Genomic DNA, 14,749 nt, shown 5'->3' on the forward strand with positions numbered 1-14,749 from the left:
GTCATCCGAGGTTCGGGAGGACCTCGGCCCCGAGCCGGCGCACGTTCTCCTCGGTCGCCGCCAGGTCGCCCGAGCCCTCGACGAGGAGGGCGAACCGCGAGATGCCGGTCCGCTCCGAGGTGGCCGCGAGCCGGTCCGCGCACAGGCGTGGTGTGCCCACCGGGTGCAGCCCGCAGAGCAGTTCGGTGTACGCCACCGGGTCACGCATCGAACGGGCGCGGCCGTCGACCGTCACATGGGCGTCCAGTCCCTGCTTCAGCCAGCCCGGCATCGCCTTCACGAGCGTCTCCACGGCGTCCGTACGGCGGTCGGCGATCTGGCAGACGCCGGCGGACACATGGGCGGCCGTGAGGATCTCGTCCCCGGAGCGGCCGGCGGTGCGCGCGTGCTTGCGCCACAGCCCGACCATTTCGGCCTTCTCCTCGTCCCCGACGTGCATGCCGAGAAGCATCGGCAGCCCGCGCTCGGCGGCGAGCCGCACGCTCGCCGGTGAGGTGCAGGCCACCACGACCTCGGGCCCCGCGGTCTCGCACAGCGCCTCCGACGGGCGCGGGACGACGGGGACTTCACGGAAGGGGAACCGCTCGGAGGTGCTCGCCACGGACGGCTCGCGCAGCCAGCGCATCAGCAGATCGAGGGATTCCGGGAACCCCTGTTCGTACGCCTCCAGGCCCGCTCCGAACACCTCCAGGTCGACCCAGGGGCCGCCCCGGCCGACACCCAGCGAGAACCGACCGCCGGACGTCAGGTGCAGCAGCGCGGCCTGTTCGCCGAGCGCCACGGGGTGCACGGTGGGCAGCACACTGACGGCGGTGCCGATCCGGATGCGGCTGGTGCGGCCCAGCAGATACGCGGCGAGCGTGACCGCCGACGGGCACGTCCCGTACGGCACGAAGTGGTGTTCGGCCAGCCAGACCGCGTCGAGACCGGCCTCCTCGGCGACCTCGGCCGACCGCACCGCGCGATGCAGGGCCTCTCCCTGGCCCTGTCCCGGGAACTGGGCTGCGAGTACAAAACTTCCTACGTGCATCGAACTTTCCTGCTTCCTCGGCTCCGACAGGGAGCTCCCCCACCCGGCATAACCTCCTGACACGTGCCGAAGTCACGGCCTGGCGGAGAGATTTGCGGATTGTCTGGGAAATGGGCCGTCCGATGGGGCATCTGTGCGGGTTCGCGCTGTACGCGTACCCCTGGGTGCGCCGCGTAGGCTGGACGTGGCCCCTGCTCCCTGTATAGCTCCGTGAGGTGTCCCTTGTCCCCGCGTCGCAACCGTCCGAAGGACGCCGGCCCGTCCGGCACGAGCGCCGAGGCGGACCCGTCGGACCGTTACGGCGGCTGGCAGTCCACGGAGAGCTGGCGGGGCGAGGAGTGGAGCGTGCGCCATGTGGCGGGCGCGAGCGCGCAGGGCAAGACCTACCGCTGCCCCGGCTGCGACCAGCTGATCCCCTCCGGGGTGCCGCACGTGGTGGCGTGGCCGGAGCACTCGGGCGTCGACGAGCGGCGGCACTGGCACAAGGCCTGCTGGAACGCGAAGGACCGCCGCACCTCGCGGGTGCAGCGGTCCCGTAACGCGCCCAGGTTCTAGGCGACTTCAGGTTCCTGTGGGGCCCCGGGCGTCACACGTCCCGGCGGTCCAGGAGGACGAAGGCGCCGACGATGGCGGCCGCCGTCACTCCGGCGAGCAGGCCGAGCTGCGCGCCGCCGTGGCCGCTCTCCCGGTCGATCTGGAAGATCCGGGCGAGGGCGTTCGGGGCGTTGTACTCCTGCATCTTCTCGCCGAGCGTGCGCATGCTCTCGGACATCATCAGGAACGCCGGCATGATCGCGGGGACCAGGACGACGCCGAGCATCGTGGTGATCGCGCCCGCCGAGTGACGCAGCATCGAGCCCACCGCGAGCGCCAGGACGCCGAGCAGCGACACGTACAGCGCGCCCATCACGACGGTGCCGCCCCACGGCACCGGGGACGGTCCGCTGTGCATGCCCTCGGTGACGAGGCCGACCAGCCCGATCGCGAAGGCCGAGACGACGAAGGCCACCGCGAAGAAGATGATCAGCTTCGCGGCGAGCACCCGGTGCCGCTGCGGCGAGGCCGTGAACGTCGTGCGGATCATGCCGGTGCCGTACTCGGACGAGACGACCAGCACGCCCAGCGTGATCAGGCAGATCTGTCCGAGCATCAGGCCGAAGAACGCCGGGATCGTGTAGGGCACGTCGCCGAAGTCCTCGTTGGTGGTCTGCGCGGCGACCAGGAAGCCGATGCCGATCACCAGCAGCAGGAAGACGCCGAGCGTCCACAGCGTGGAGCGCACCGACTTGATCTTCGTCCACTCGGAGTTGAGCGCGTGCCCGAGGTGGGTGCGGGTGACGGGGATCGGCGAGGTGTACGTGCCGGGCGCCGGGTGCCATTCGGGGGCAGCGGCGGTCTGCTGCGGCATCGGGGGCTGGGGCGTGCTCATCGGGCGTCCTCGGGCTTGGTCAGGTCGGCGGCGGGCGCGGGGGCCGGTGCGGCGGCGGCCGCGGGGGCCTGCGGAGCGGCGTACGGGTTGGCGTCCGCGGCACCGGGGGCGGCCGGGGTGCCGTACGGACCGTGGCCCGCACCGGGGGCGCCGTGGGCGCCGTGCGCGACGGGAGCGGCGTACGGGCCGGCCTGCGGCTGCCCCTGGGGCATCGCGAAGGGCGGCTGCCCGCCGTGCTGGGGCGGCGGCGGCGCGTACCAGCCGGGCTGGCCCTGGCCCGCCACCGGCAGCTGCGGCTGCGGCACGGCGCCGGGCGGGAGCTGCTGCTGGAGCCCGGCCTTCTGGTCGATGGTCGAGCGGTAGTCGACGGCGCCCTGCGTCATCCGCATGTACGCCTCCTCCAGCGAGGCCTGGTGCGGCGACAGCTCCCACAGGCGGACGTCGGCGGAGTGCGCCAGGCCGCTGATGCGGGCGAGCGGCAGACCGGTGATGCGTAGCGCGCCGTCCTGCTCGGGCAGCACCTGGCCGCCGGCCTCGGTCAGCGCGGCGGTCAGCTTCTCGCGCTGCTGCGGCTCGGTGTCCGGCGTGCGCACCCGGGCGAAGTCGGCCGAGTTGTGGGAGATGAAGTCCTTGATGTTCGAGTCGGCGAGGAGCTGGCCGCGGCCGATCACGATGAGGTGGTCGGCGGTCAGCGCCATCTCGCTCATCAGGTGCGAGGAGACGAAGACCGTACGGCCCTCCGCGGCGAGGGACTTCATCAGGTTGCGCACCCAGAGGATGCCTTCGGGGTCGAGACCGTTGACCGGCTCGTCGAAGAGCAGCACCTGGGGGTCGCCGAGGAGCGCGGCGGCGATGCCGAGGCGCTGGCCCATGCCGAGCGAGAAGCCCTTGGAGCGCTTCCTGGCCACGTCCTGCAGACCGACGACGCCGAGCACCTCGTCCACCCGGCGGGCCGGAATGCCGGACAGCTGGGCCAGGCACAGCAGGTGGTTGCGGGCGTGCCGGCCACCGTGCACGGCCTTGGCGTCGAGGAGCGCGCCGACCTGGCGGGGGGCGTTGGGCAGCTTGCGGTAGGGGAAGCCGCCGATCGTCACCTGCCCGGAGCTGGGGTTGTCGAGACCGAGGATCATCCGCATCGTCGTCGACTTGCCGGAGCCGTTGGGCCCGAGGAAGCCGGTGACGGCGCCCGGCCGCACCTGGAAGGAAAGGTTGTACACGGCCGTCTTGGCGCCGTAGCGCTTCGTCAGGCCGACTGCCTCGATCATGCTCCGCACCCATCGAAAGGTTCAGGACGGCGGGGCGCACGCCCCCGTAAGGCTTAGGAGGATATCCGGGCCCCGACGGTTCCACTCAAGAGAGAGTAAAACCGTGCTGGTCGGAAGGGTAAAGATCCAGGAGGGACGCCGATTTCGCACGGCTGTCCTGTCAGGTACCCGTCGCCCCTGGTCGGCCCGGAAAAGGGAACCGGCGCCTCCTGATCGGTGGCCGGATTGTCAGGGGCCCGGCGGCAGCGAGTCCTCCAGCGGCGGCAGGTCGTCGTACAGCCGCAGCTCGGCCGAATCGTCCACGTACGGCAGGAAGTCGGTCTGCGGCAGCACCCAGCCCTCCTCGCCGAAGATCAGCGTGCCCCGCTCGCGCAGCGACCGGTCGGCGCCCGCACCGCGCACCCAGGCCGCCGGGTCAGGACCGAGCAGGTCGCGCAGCCGCGCCGAGGCGGCGAGCAGGGAGGCGAGCAGCGCGGACTGGTCACCGCCGCCCGGCCGGGGCCGCCCGCTCTCCGGGTCGGCGAGCACGCCGTGCGCGCTGAAGTAGATGTACGCACCGCCGAGGCGCTCCCCGGACGGCATCGTCATCGCGAACGCGTCGCCCGGGAGTATCGCCCGCCGGTAGTCCGGGAACTCGGTGTCGTCGACCGCCTTGAGCTGTGTCGAGTCCAGCCAGGTCACCACCAGCGTCGTCTCGGCGGCCCGGTCGACGTACGGCGTCCCCGCCACGTAGCCCGCCGGGCTGATGTGCCCCGAGCAGCCCACCCCGATGCCGTGCACCCGCACCGGGACCATCGGCACCGTCGCCGGGATGCCGAGCCGCGTCAGCTTGTGAGCGACCTGCCCGGGGGAGGCGTTCGACCCGACCGCGATCACCGGGTGCCGGCGGCCGGTGCCGACCTGCCCCAGATCGGCGAGGGCCTCGTCGAGGCGCTGCTGCTCCTGTCGCTCCTCCACCCACCACTCGCCGAGCCGCAGCGGCCGCACGTCCAGCTGCAGCAGCTCACCGCCGGTCAGCAGCGACGGCTCGGTGGTGGGCCGGCCGGGATAGGTGAGGGGTTTCTTCGCGGGCACGTCGTCCAGGCCCAGCGCCTCAAGGCTTCGGTCCTTCGTCGTCACGGTGACGCCCTTCGGGGGTGGTCGCGCGAATACGGGCACAGCCTTTCACGCGATGTCTACCCGGGACGGGGCCCGGTCTCCCCGACGAAGCGGGGTTGGTCAGAACCGGCACCGGGAATCATGCCGTCCCCATTGTACGAGGGGACCCGAAGTCGGTTATGGGGGAAGCAAGTTGAGACTCATGGGACGCGAGGTGCGATGGCCTGGACGGTCCGCCGACACCCGCACGCATCCGCGCTACCGCACGTCCGTTCGCTGGTGGATCGCGGGCCGCACCGTCCACGCACTGCTCCTGATGACACTCGGCGCCCTGGCCGGGCTCTCCGTGGTCGTCGCGACGGCGTGGACGCTCACCGAACACTCGCCGCGCTCCATGGCGGACCGGTTCTCGAACGAGGAGGCGCTCCTCGACCTCAGCCTCACCGTGCTGCGCGCCTGCGTCGGCACCGACAACCTCGAACCCGAACCGGACAGCACCGCGCACCAGATGCTCGCCACGGTCGCCTCCGTCACCGGCGCGCTGGTGCCCGCCGTGCTGCTCGGCATCGTCCTGATCAAGATGTTCGCGCTGCGGCCCTTCGTCTGGCGGCGGCGGGCCAGCATCTCGCACGCCTGGACCGCCGACTTCCCGGGCTACTCGCGCAACAACGCGAACAGCGACGACGCGATCATCGCCGTCCGGTTCTACAACCGCTTCCACAATCTCTCGCTCGTCGACCTGCGGGCCCGCGCGCACCTGCGGTACCTCGAACGCTCCCCGCACGACGGCAGCCTCGTCATCTACAAGCAGTGGCTGAAGGTGCTGGACGCGCAGGGCGAACCGGCCGAGGAGCGCAGCTGGCTCGCGGTGGAACGCGGGGCGCCCTTCACCGTGTGGATACCGGTCGAGGCACCGGTGGGGGAGCTGCCCTTCCGGCGGATCCAGGGCAAGGACCTGGAGGGCTCCCACGGGGTGAAGCTCCTCGTCCGGCTGACCGCGCGGACGGTCGGCCTCGGCACCGAGGTCGCCGACGAGCGGTGGTTCGACCTGGAGGGCGGCGACTTCGAACTCGGCCGGTTCGTACCGCTCCAGCCGGACCTCGACAAGGACGTGTGGCACTGGGAGGGCTGGACGGAGTTCGACGGCCTGACCGGTTCCCGGTCCGACGGCGACGGGCCCGGGCCCGCGTAGGAGCAGCGTCCCGGCGGCCCTTCAGGCCCGGCGGGCGCGGCGCGCGAACCGGTCCGCCAGCGCCACGACCAGCTCGCGCAGCTCGTCGGGACGCTCGACGACGAACGGCAGATCGAGCGCGGCGAGCACCGGCGGCAGCCAGTCGAGCCGCTCCGCCCGCACCTCGACCCGCAGCCAGGGCGGACCGTCGGGTTCGTCGGATTCATCGGGTTCGGAGGCGTCGGTGCTCTCCTGGCCGGGCCGGGGTGCCTCGGTGCGCGCGAGGGCGGTCACGCTCGCGACACTCGCCGGGAGGCGGCCGCGGATCTGCTCGGCCGTGCCGCGGATCCGCAGGGTCACCTCGTGGCGGTACGCCGCCGTGGCGAACCCCGACAGCACCCGCTGCGCCGGATCGGGGCCCTCGATCACCTCGAACGACCCGGGCAGGAGGCGCGCGTCGGTGACACGGTCCAGCCGGAAGGTGCGGTCCTCACCGATCCCGGGGTCCCGGCCGGTGACGTACCAGCGGCCCGCGTGCGCCACGACGCCCTGCGGGTGCAGGGTGCGGTCGCCGCGCCGCCCCTCCCGGTCGGTGTACCGGATCGCCACCGGCCGGCGGTGGCGGACCGCGTCGGCCAGCGTGAGCAGGATCCCCGCGTCCGGGGCGGTGAACTCGCCGGCCGGCTCGGTGAAGGCGAGGGACTCCAGGACCGCGTCGACGCGGGCGGCCAGGTGGCGGGGCAGGACCCGCCGGATCTTCGCCGCCGCGGTCTCGCCCGCGGTGGCGGTGGCCGTCGTCAGCCCGGCGCGCCGGCCGGCGACCAGACCGAGCAGCACGGCGACCGCCTCGTCCTCGCCGAGCATGAGCGGCGGCAGCCGGTGGCCGGGGCCGAGCCGGTAGCCGCCGTAGCGGCCGCGCACCGCCTCGACCGGCACGTCCAGGTCGATCAGGTGGTCCACGTACCGCCGCACGGTCCGTCCGTCGACGCCGAGCCGCTCCGCGAGTTCGGCCATCGTCCGGGTGCCGCCCGACTGGAGCAGCTCCAGGAGGGTGAGCACACGGCCGGTGGGTCGGGACATGCTCCGAGCCTAGCGCCGATAGTGGACCGATTCTGTCCGGTATCGGGTCTAGCGTGCGCAGGGCACGGCACACCGATCCACAGGGAGTACCCCATGAACCTCGTATCGCTCCGCGTCGTCACCGACGACGTCGCCCGCCTGGTCGCGTTCTACGAGAGGGTCACCGGCCTGCCGGCGACCTGGTCGACCGAGCACTTCGCCGAACTGGCGACCCCCGGTGCCACCCTGGCCATCGCCGGCACGGCCACCGTCCCGCTGTTCGCGCCGGGCTCGTCCCGCCCCGCCGACAACCACAGCGTGATCATCGAGTTCCTCGTCGACGACGTGGACCGGGTGTACGCGAACCTGACGGGCTTCGTCACCGACTTCGTCAGCGAGCCCACCACCCTGCCGTGGGGCAACCGCTCGCTGCTGTTCCGCGACCCCGACGGCAACCTGGTCAACTTCTTCACCCCGGTCACCCCGGCCGCGATCGAGAAGTTCGGCTCTACGCGTCCCGCTTCTTGAGCAGCGCGTATCCGCCGAGCAGCGCCACCGCCACCCACAGCACCATGATGCCGAGGCCGCCCCAGGGGCCGTAGGGGGTGTCGTCGTCGAGCGGGGTGACCACCCGCAGGATCCTGCTGCCGGCCTGGTCGGGGAGGTACTGGCCGACCTTCTTCGTCGCCGACACCGCACCCAGGATGTTGGAGATCAGGAAGAAGAACGGCATCAGGATGCCGAGCGAGAGCATCGGGCTGCGCAGCATCGTCGCGATGCCCATGGAGAACATGGCGATGAGCGTGAAGTAGAGCCCGCCGCCGAGCACCGCGCGCAGCACGCCCGGGTCGCTGATCGCCGCCCTGTGCGAGCCGAGGGCGGCCTGGCCGAGGAAGAAGGTGACGAAGCTGGTGACCATGCCGACGGCGAGGGCGAGAACGGTGGCCACCGCGACCTTGCTGAAGAGGAACGTGCCGCGCTGCGGGACCGCGGCGAGCGAGGTGCGGATCATGCCGGTGCTGTACTCGTTGCCGACCACCAGCACGCCGAAGACGATGATCGCGAGCTGACCGAGGGTCATGCCCGCGAAGCTGATGAAGGTCGGGTCGAAGGACAGCTGGTCCCGCGTGCTCATGTTGTCGAACTCGTTCTTCGACAGCAGCGAGATGAGGATGCCCAGCGCGATCGTGACGATCGCCGCGAGACTCAGCGTCCACACGGTGGACGACACGGACCGGATCTTGGTCCACTCGGACCTGAGGACCTGGGTGGCGGCCATGTCAGCCCTTCTTCCAGTCGCTGCCCCACTGCGGGGCCGGGGGCGGGCTCGGAGACGTCTGCGGACCGGGCCGACCCGGAACGCCCCGCGGGTCCTGCGGGTCGTGCGGGTCCTGGGGGCCGAACCCGCCGGTCGGTCCGAGCGGGTGCTGCGGTCCGGGTGCGTCGGTGTGCGCGTGGTACTCCACCGACTCCGCCGTCAGCTGCATGAACGCCTCCTCCAGAGACGCCTGCTGCGGGCTCAGCTCGTGCAGCACGATCTGGTGCCCCGCGGCCAGCTCGCCGATCTGCTCCGGGTCCCCGCCGTCCACTTCGAGGGGACCGCCGCCGGTCTCGACGACGGTGACGCCCGCGTCGTGCAGCACGTCGAGCAGCCGCTCCCGCTGCGGGGTGCGGATCCGTACGAAGGAGCGCGAGTTCTGCCGGATGAAGTCGGCCATCGAGGTGTCGGCGAGGAGCCTGCCCTGGCCGATGACGACGAGGTGGTCGGCGGTCAGCGCCATCTCGCTCATCAGGTGGGAGGAGACGAAGACCGTACGGCCCTGGGTGGCGAGGGACTTCATCAGGTTGCGGATCCAGTGGATGCCCTCGGGGTCGAGACCGTTGACCGGCTCGTCGAACATCAGGATCCGCGGATCGCCGAGAAGCGCGCCCGCGATGCCGAGCCGTTGGCCCATGCCCAGCGAGAACCCCTTCGCCTTCTTCTTCGCGACCCCGGTGAGACCGACGGTGTCGAGGACCTCGTGGACCCGAGCCGTCGAGATGCCGTTGCTCTGGGCTAGGCACAGCAGGTGGTTGAAGGCACTGCGGCCGCCGTGCATGGCCTTCGCGTCGAGCAGCGCCCCGATGTACTTCAGGGGGTCCTTCAACCGGTCGTAGTGCTGCCCGTCGATCCGTACGTCGCCCGAGGTGGGCCGGTCGAGCCCCAGCATCATCCGCATCGTCGTGGACTTGCCCGCGCCGTTGGGGCCGAGGAAGCCGGTCACGATGCCGGGTCTCACGGCGAAGGTCAGGTTGTTCACCGCCACCTTGTCGCCGTACCGCTTGGTCAGCCCCTCGAGCTCGATCATGCGGCCACGCTAAGACGGCCCCCCGGCGCCTGCCACCCGAGAACCGCGTCCGTCCGAGGGGCGCACGCACCGCACCGACCTGACGGACCGTACGACAAGGCCCGCACCCTCGACGAGGGAGCGGGCCCTGGTGTCGTACCGGTGTCGGTACCGCGTGCTTACCGGGACTGCTGCGCCGGAACCCCACGCGAGATCGGCTCGTCCTCGGCCGGCGTGGTCGCTGCGGCCACCGCGGCGCCCGTGAGCGTCGCGAGCATCTCGCGGACGTTCGTGAGCTGCGCGTTGATCGAGTCGCGACGGTTGGTCAGGGCGGCCAGCTCGCGCTCGGACTCCGAACGGATGCGGTCGGCCTTCGCGTTCGCGTCGGCGACGATGTCCTCGGCCTGACGCTGGGCCGTCTCCACCGTCTGACGGGCGCGACGCTCGGCGTCCGTACGCAGCTTCTCGGCCTCCAGACGGAGCTGCTCCGCACGGTGCTCGATCTCCGCGAGACGCTTCTCCGCCTTGGCCTGACGCGACGCCAGGTCACGCTCGGACTGCTCACGGCGCTTGGCGAGGTTCGTCTCGAAGTCCGCGGCGGCCTGGGCGGCCTTGGCGCGGGTCTCCTCGAAGAGGGCGTCCGCCTCCTCACGCTTGGACTGCGCGTCCTTCTGCGCCTCGGAACGCAGCTGCGAGGCGTCGCTCTTGGCCTTCTCGACGATCCGTACGCCCTCGTCCTCCGACTTGGACTTACGGTCCGCAGCGAACGATTCTGCGTCGTTGCGCACCTGCTGAGCCGCCGACTCGGCGAGCTCGCGGTGCTGCTCGGACGCGCGACGGGCCTCCTCGCGCAGGTCCTTGGCCTCCTCCTCGGCGAGGCGGAGGATCTTCTCGACACGCGCGCCGAGACCGGCGTACGACGGCTCGGCGTCGCTTACCTGGGCCTGGGCGTTCTGCGTCTCGAGGTGGAGCTCCTCGATGCGCTTTTCAAGGGCGGTGATACGGGCCAGAGCGCTGTCACGGTCGGAGACGAGCTTCGAAATGCGTTCGTCCACCTGAGCGCGGTCGTACCCACGCCGCACAAGCTCGAAGCCGTAGGGGGAAGTGTCGCTCATGGGGTTCCTGTCGAATGAGACCGGTGAGGTGATAGGTGGAATCCTAGGGGTCAAAGCGGTGTGTCATCGAGCGGATACGTGTTTGATCTGGAGAATGACACTCCTTTTGGGTGGCTAGCTGCCGGATGGCTTGCCAGACCCCGCACCAAAGGTCCGCCCAAAGCACGGAATGGGTGGTTCTGGCTAGCTCTCCGACGACTTGCCACCCGATCGGGGCGCCCCCACCGTCGCACCGGCCTTGACGCCACCGTCCTTGCCGCCCGGCGCCTCGAAGGACTCCAACGCCTCCAGGACATCCTGGACACGGGAGATCTCCGCGTTGATGTCCTCCCGACGGCGCACCAGCACCTCCAGGTCCCGCCTGCCCTCCTCGACGGCCGCCTTGGCCTCCTGGATGGCCTCGGACCTGATCTTCTCGGCCTCGGCGATGACGGACGTCTTCTTCTGCTCGGCCTCCTTCAGGAGACCCTCCGCCTTCCGTACCGCCGCGATCCGCACCTTGCTGGCCTCGGAGTTCGCCTCGGACACCAGGTCCTTGGCCTTCGCCTCCGACTCCGCGAGCTGGTCCTCGGCGGCCTTGATGAGCGCGTCGCACCGGTCGCCCGCGTTCTTCATCGCCTCGGCCGACTCACGGCGGGCCCGCTCGTGCAGCTCCTCGATCTCCGAGGTGATCCGGTCCCGCAGCTCCTCCGCGCGCTCCCGGATCGCGGTGGCGTCCCGGCGCGCGCCGATCAGCAGCTCGTCCGCGTCCGTACGCGCCCGCTCCACCAGGGTGTTGCCCTCGACGGTCGCCTCCGAGACGAGCCGCTCCGCCTCACCCCGCGACACACCGACCATCGTGTCGGCCTGCGCCTCGGCGTCCGCGGTCGTCTTCTGCGCGCTCTGCTGGGCCTCCGCGAGCAGCTTGTCCGCCTCGGACGCCGTCTCGGAGATGAGCGTGTCCACCTGCTCGGCGGCCTCGGAGCGCCGCTTGTTGGCCTCCTGCCGGGCCTCGTCGAGAGTCCGCTCGGCCTCCTCGCGCGCCGACGACGTGACCCGCTCGGCCTCCTCCGCCGCCCGCGCCCTGACCCGCTCCGCCTCCGAGCGCACCCGCTCGGCGTGCTGCTGCGCGGAACCGACCGTCTCCGCGGCCTCGGCACGCAGCCGCTCCGCGTCGCCGGTCGCGTCCTCGATGAGCCGCTCCGCCTTGGTGACCGACTCGGAGCGGACCCGCTCGGCCTCCGCGGCGGTCTCCGTCTGCAGCCGCTCGGCCTCCGACGCCGCCTCGGTGATGAGGGTGTCCGCCTGCGTCGCCGCGTCCGAACGAATCCGGTTCGCGTCCTCCCGGGCGTCCGCACGCGTCCGCGAGGCGTCCTGGTCCGCGTTGGCGATCGCGTCGGACACCTCCGTACGCACCCGCTGCGCGTGCTCCGAGGCGTCCGAACGCAGCCGCTCCGACTCGGCGATCGCCTCCGCGACCGTGCGCTCCGCGAGCGCGGTGGCCGCCTCCGTCTCCTCGGAGGCCTCCCGCCGCAGCCGCGACGCGTCCTCCGACGCCCGCTCCCGCTCGGCGTACGCGTCGGCGCGGACCCGGTCCGCCTCCTGCTGTGCCTCCGTGCGCGTGCGCTCCGCCACGTGCTCGGCGGCCGAGCGCAGCCCGGTGATCTCCTCCTGCGCCTGCTCGTGCAGTCCCGCCACCGCGTCCCGCACCTGCTGCGCGGTCTGCTCGGCGCTGGAGACCATCTCGTTCGCCCGCCGGTCGGCCTCCTCGACCAGCCGTACGGCCTCGGTCTGGGCCTCCTCGACGCGCTTGCGCGCCGAGGCGAGCAGTTCCTCGCTCTGCTCGCGGGCCCGCTCGCGCTCCTGGTGGGCCTCCTGGCGCGCCGAACCGAGGGTCTCCTCGGCCTCGCGGCGCCGCCGTGCGGCCTCCTCCTGCGCGGCGGCCAGCGTCTCGGCACCCTCGGCGGCCAGCCGCTCGGCCGCGGCCTGCGCCTCGGTCCGTACCCGGTCCGCGCTCTCCTGCGCCTCCGACTTCAGCCGCTCGGCCTCCGCGGCCGCCTCGGACCGCAGCCGCACGGCGATGGTCTCGCCCTCGGCACGGGACGCCGCCGCGTCCGCCGCCGCCTCGTCGCGCAGCCGCTCGGCCTCCGCCTCGGCCTGCGCCTGGAGCGTCCGGATCCGCTCCGCGGCCTCCGACCGCAGCCGCTCCGTCTCCTCGACCGCCTCCCGGCGGATCCGCTCGGCCTCCGCACGCGCGTCCGTCAGCGCCTGCTCGGCGGCGGTCAGCCGCTCCTCGGCCTCCGTGTGCAGCCGGGCGAGACCCTCGGCGGCCTCGGCCCGACGGGCCTCTATGGCCCGCTCCGTCTCCTCGCGCTGCCGCTCGGCGGCCCGCTCCGCGTCGGCGGTGATCGTCTCGGCCTGCTCGACGGCCTCCGCACGGTGCCGGTCGGCCTCCGCGCGGGTCCGCTCGAGCGTCTCCTCCGCCTGCCGGCGCAGACCGGTCGCCCGCTCGATCGCCTCGGTGCGGACCTTCTCGCTGTCCGCCGTGGCGGCGTGCCGCAGTTCGTCCGCGTCGGCCTTCGCCTTGGCGAGCAACTCCTCGGCGGTCCGCGCCGCCTCCTCGATCTGCTGGACGGCCTCGCGCCGGGCCTCGGCACGGATGCGCTCGCCCTCGGCGACCGCGTCCGACCGCAGCTGCTCGGCGTCACCGCGCAGCCGCCGCGCCTCCTCCTGCAGTTCGACCGTCTTGGCGCGGTACTCCTTGGTGTCGTCCTTCGCCGTGCCCTTGAGCTCCTCGGCGATGTCGTGCGCCTCGGCCCGCAGTCGGTCGGCCTCGGTCTCCGCCTCCGTGCGGATCCGCTCGGCCTCCTCGGACGCAGCCTTCGTCGTCCGCTTGGCCTCCTCGGACGCCTTGTTCAGGACGTCCTCGGCGGTCCGGGCGGCCTTCGCGAGCTGCGAGGCGGTCTCCTCGGCGGTGAGGCTGCGCGCGCTCTCCTCGGCCTCCGCGACGATCGTCTCGGCCTTCGTCCGCGCGTCCTCGACGAGCTGCTCGGCCTCCGACTTGGTGGTCTCGGCCTCCTTCGTCGCCTCGCTGACCAGCCGGGCGACCTGCTCCTTCGCCGTCCGCGTGCGCTGTTCGTTGGCCGACTCGGCGGCGGACAGCGTCTTGGCGGCCGCCTCCTTGGCCTCGGACAGCACCTTGTCCGCCTCGGCCTGCGCCTCCCGAAGCCGCGTCTCGGCGGAGCTCATCCGCTGCTCGGCGGCCCGGCTCAGCTCGGTGGCCTGCCGGCGGGCGTTGTCCGACTCGCTCGCCGTGGAACTGCGCAGCTGCTCGGCGTGGTCGGTGGCCTCCTGCGCCTGCGTCGACGCCGCGTTCAGTAGCCGCTCGGCGTCCGTACGGGCCCGGCGCAGCAGCGCCTCGGCCTCCGCTCGGGCGGCCTCGGCGTCGGTCGTGAGCCGCTGACGGGCCTCCGAGGCGACCCGCTCGGCCTCGGCACGGGCGGCGGCCAGCGCCTGCTCGGCCTCCGCGCGCGACTCCTCGAGGAGCCGGCGGGCCTGCGACTCGGAACGGGCCCGCAACTGCTCGGCCCACGCCACGTTCTCGTTGACGTGCGACTCGACGGTCTGCCGGCGCTCGGCGAGTTCCTGGTCTAGCTGCTGGCGGCGGGTGACCGCCTCCTGGTGCAGCTCGGCCTGGAGCCGGGCGGCCTGCTCGGCGTGCTCCTGGAGGATGCGCTGCGTCTGCGCGCGGGCCTGGCTGATCTCCCGCTCGGCGTCGGTGCGCAGCTGGTCGGCCTGCATCTGGGCGTTACGGAGCAGCTGTTCGGCCTGATAGCCGATGTCCGCCCCGTCGTAGGCAGGACGGGTCGCCAGACTGCGGCGCGCCTCGTGCAGCTTGGCGCGCAGCACCTCGACCTGATAGCCGAGATCCTCGGCGTGCTGGACGGCCTTCTCCCGCTCGGTCTTCAGCCGTTCCATCTCGGCCTCGAACCGAGAGAGGTGGTCGACGTCAGCCGCCGGCTCTCGCTCCTGGCGTTCGTAGCCCCGCACTGCGCGGTCCCATCCGTCCCCTGGTCGAAAGTCTTTCCGAACGAGCTCCGTCCATCCGCTGAACGGGGCCCCCGGGGAATGGTGTCAGATCAACGGCGGAGCACGGGCTGCTGCCCCGACGCTCGCCCCCCGAAACCTGGACCCCGGCCCTTGGTCCCGCACGCCCGAAGACGGGCAGGACCCCGGCCGTCCCCCGTGAAGGCGACGGCCGCCCCCAACCCTACCG

Annotated in this window: 12 protein-coding genes; 3 read left to right on the forward strand and 9 right to left on the reverse strand. The window is 72.2% G+C overall.

Features of this window, described 5'->3' with window-relative positions:
- Window position 1 precedes the first annotated feature (1 nt).
- Window positions 2-1,030 carry an LLM class flavin-dependent oxidoreductase gene (locus AB0C62_RS05040; RefSeq protein ID WP_362969661.1) on the reverse strand — a complete coding sequence of 343 codons (1,029 nt, stop codon included), beginning with the start codon at window positions 1,028-1,030 and terminating at the stop codon, window positions 2-4.
- 222 nt (window positions 1,031-1,252) lie between these two features.
- Between AB0C62_RS05040 and AB0C62_RS05045 the strand changes: the two genes are divergently transcribed.
- Window positions 1,253-1,585 (forward strand): ATP/GTP-binding protein, encoded by a 333-nt coding sequence (locus AB0C62_RS05045; RefSeq protein ID WP_362969662.1) that lies wholly within the window; start codon window positions 1,253-1,255, stop codon window positions 1,583-1,585.
- A 31-nt stretch (window positions 1,586-1,616) separates the two neighbouring features.
- Here AB0C62_RS05045 and AB0C62_RS05050 read toward each other — a convergent pair whose 3' ends face one another.
- The 3 genes from AB0C62_RS05050 to AB0C62_RS05060 form a co-directional block, all read right to left on the reverse strand.
- A complete protein-coding gene (locus AB0C62_RS05050; RefSeq protein ID WP_362969723.1) occupies window positions 1,617-2,438 on the reverse strand; it encodes an ABC transporter permease in 822 nt (273 codons plus the stop codon).
- Window positions 2,439-2,455: 17 nt separating this feature from the next.
- Window positions 2,456-3,724 (reverse strand): ABC transporter ATP-binding protein, encoded by a 1,269-nt coding sequence (locus AB0C62_RS05055; protein WP_362969663.1) that lies wholly within the window; start codon window positions 3,722-3,724, stop codon window positions 2,456-2,458.
- Window positions 3,725-3,952: 228 nt separating this feature from the next.
- On the reverse strand, window positions 3,953-4,843 hold the full coding sequence (locus AB0C62_RS05060) for a hypothetical protein (RefSeq protein WP_362969664.1): 891 nt from the start codon (window positions 4,841-4,843) through the stop codon (window positions 3,953-3,955).
- A gap of 181 nt (window positions 4,844-5,024) precedes the next feature.
- Here AB0C62_RS05060 and AB0C62_RS05065 point away from each other — a divergent pair, with 181 nt between their 5' ends.
- On the forward strand, window positions 5,025-6,014 hold the full coding sequence (locus AB0C62_RS05065; protein ID WP_362969665.1) for a hypothetical protein: 990 nt from the start codon (window positions 5,025-5,027) through the stop codon (window positions 6,012-6,014).
- A 21-nt stretch (window positions 6,015-6,035) separates the two neighbouring features.
- On the opposite strand, the gene AB0C62_RS05070 is transcribed toward AB0C62_RS05065, so the two are convergent.
- Window positions 6,036-7,073: a WYL domain-containing protein gene (locus tag AB0C62_RS05070; protein ID WP_362969666.1), complete on the reverse strand. Its 1,038-nt coding sequence runs from the start codon at window positions 7,071-7,073 to the stop codon at window positions 6,036-6,038.
- A gap of 93 nt (window positions 7,074-7,166) precedes the next feature.
- Here AB0C62_RS05070 and AB0C62_RS05075 point away from each other — a divergent pair, with 93 nt between their 5' ends.
- Window positions 7,167-7,580, forward strand: coding sequence for a VOC family protein (locus AB0C62_RS05075; protein WP_362969667.1), 414 nt, complete (start codon window positions 7,167-7,169; stop codon window positions 7,578-7,580).
- On the opposite strand, the gene AB0C62_RS05080 is transcribed toward AB0C62_RS05075, so the two are convergent.
- The 4 genes from AB0C62_RS05080 to scy all read right to left on the reverse strand — a co-directional run bounded on the left by AB0C62_RS05080 (window position 7,561) and on the right by scy (window position 14,523).
- Window positions 7,561-8,331, reverse strand: coding sequence for an ABC transporter permease (locus AB0C62_RS05080; RefSeq protein WP_362969668.1), 771 nt, complete (start codon window positions 8,329-8,331; stop codon window positions 7,561-7,563). The genes AB0C62_RS05075 and AB0C62_RS05080 overlap by 20 nt on opposite strands.
- A 1-nt stretch (window position 8,332) precedes the next feature.
- A complete protein-coding gene (locus tag AB0C62_RS05085; RefSeq protein WP_362969669.1) occupies window positions 8,333-9,400 on the reverse strand; it encodes an ATP-binding cassette domain-containing protein in 1,068 nt (355 codons plus the stop codon).
- A 158-nt stretch (window positions 9,401-9,558) separates the two neighbouring features.
- Window positions 9,559-10,494: a cellulose-binding protein gene (locus tag AB0C62_RS05090; RefSeq protein WP_362969670.1), complete on the reverse strand. Its 936-nt coding sequence runs from the start codon at window positions 10,492-10,494 to the stop codon at window positions 9,559-9,561.
- A gap of 183 nt (window positions 10,495-10,677) precedes the next feature.
- The gene (gene scy / locus AB0C62_RS05095; RefSeq protein ID WP_362969671.1) at window positions 10,678-14,523 is read right to left on the reverse strand and encodes a polarized growth protein Scy; all 3,846 of its coding nucleotides are present in this window, start codon (window positions 14,521-14,523) and stop codon (window positions 10,678-10,680) included.
- Between the last annotated feature and the right edge of the window lie 226 nt (window positions 14,524-14,749).

The organism is Streptomyces sp. NPDC048643 (genome assembly GCF_040650615.1).
Taxonomy (GTDB): Bacteria; Actinomycetota; Actinomycetes; order Streptomycetales; family Streptomycetaceae; genus Streptomyces.

Bases quoted from the DNA above. Each gene is read 5' to 3' on its own strand.
- AB0C62_RS05040 (WP_362969661.1), bottom strand. From the start codon at position 1,030: ATGCACGTAGGAAGTTTTGTACTCGCAGCCCAGTTCCCGGGACAGGGC.
- AB0C62_RS05050 (WP_362969723.1), bottom strand. From the start codon at position 2,438: ATGCCGCAGCAGACCGCCGCTGCCCCCGAATGGCACCCGGCGCCCGGC.
- AB0C62_RS05055 (WP_362969663.1), bottom strand. From the start codon at position 3,724: ATGATCGAGGCAGTCGGCCTGACGAAGCGCTACGGCGCCAAGACGGCC.
- AB0C62_RS05065 (WP_362969665.1), top strand. From the start codon at position 5,025: ATGGGACGCGAGGTGCGATGGCCTGGACGGTCCGCCGACACCCGCACG.
- AB0C62_RS05070 (WP_362969666.1), bottom strand. From the start codon at position 7,073: ATGTCCCGACCCACCGGCCGTGTGCTCACCCTCCTGGAGCTGCTCCAG.
- AB0C62_RS05075 (WP_362969667.1), top strand. From the start codon at position 7,167: ATGAACCTCGTATCGCTCCGCGTCGTCACCGACGACGTCGCCCGCCTG.
- AB0C62_RS05080 (WP_362969668.1), bottom strand. From the start codon at position 8,331: ATGGCCGCCACCCAGGTCCTCAGGTCCGAGTGGACCAAGATCCGGTCC.
- AB0C62_RS05085 (WP_362969669.1), bottom strand. From the start codon at position 9,400: ATGATCGAGCTCGAGGGGCTGACCAAGCGGTACGGCGACAAGGTGGCG.
- AB0C62_RS05090 (WP_362969670.1), bottom strand. From the start codon at position 10,494: ATGAGCGACACTTCCCCCTACGGCTTCGAGCTTGTGCGGCGTGGGTAC.